The following is an 816-nucleotide window of genomic DNA, read 5'->3' on the forward strand; positions in this document are numbered from 1 at the left end:
GTAGGTCAGGCGGATCGGCGCGGCAATCGCGAACACCACCGTGGAGATCAGGCCGGGCACCACACCCAGCCCGAAGAGGGTCAGGGTCGGGATGAGGTAGACGAAGGTCGGCACGGTCTGCATCAGATCGAGTACCGGGCGCATCATCGTATAGAACATCGGCTTGTGCGCGGCAACAATGCCCAGCGGCACGCCGATGACCACGCAGACCAGGGTGGCGAACAGCACCTGGGCCAGGGTCTCCATGGTTTCCTGCCAGTACCCCAGGTTGAGGATCAGCAGGAAGGAGGCGACGACACACACGGTCAGGCCCCGTTTACGTTGAATGTCGTGAGCCAGCAGCGCAATCAGACCGATCAATGCCAGCGGCTTGCACCCGGTCCGCGCGAACCTCACGCCGTGGACCCTCGCTTCCAGTGTCCCTGCACTCACATCGACGTAATCCCCGCCCTTTTCCCTCCACCCTTCAGCGCAGGCCGCCATGTCCTGGCCTCGTGGGATTTTCTGCTCAGTCAGCATGGTAGTTGATGTCCACATGCGAAAAGCAAAAACATCCCGGGCCGCCACGCCGGCCCGGGGTCAGCGGTTACTTGTCGAGATAGGCTTTTACGGCGGCAAGTCCTGGTTTGCCATCAAGGGTGGTGACCCCGGCGAGCCAGGTGTCGAGCACTTGCGGGTTCTTCTTCAGCCAGGCCTTGGCGGCGGCGTCGGGTTTCATCTTGTCGTCGAGGACGTTACCCATCAGGGTGCTTTCCATGTCCAGGGTGAACACCAGGTTTTTCAGCAACTGGCCCACGTTGCTGCATTCCTCGGAGT

Annotated in this window: 2 protein-coding genes; both read right to left on the reverse strand. The window is 61.5% G+C overall.

What is annotated here, in order from left to right; translation table 11 throughout:
- Positions 1-519: ABC transporter permease subunit (locus tag ASU03_RS20325; protein WP_082627369.1), on the reverse strand; the 519-nt coding region annotated here is incomplete at its 3' end.
- A gap of 67 nt (positions 520-586) precedes the next feature.
- Positions 587-816: glycine betaine ABC transporter substrate-binding protein (locus ASU03_RS19110; protein WP_331456681.1), on the reverse strand; the 230-nt coding region annotated here is incomplete at its 5' end.

The organism is Colwellia sp. TT2012, assembly GCF_001440345.1.
Classification (GTDB): Bacteria; Pseudomonadota; Gammaproteobacteria; order Enterobacterales; family Alteromonadaceae; genus Colwellia.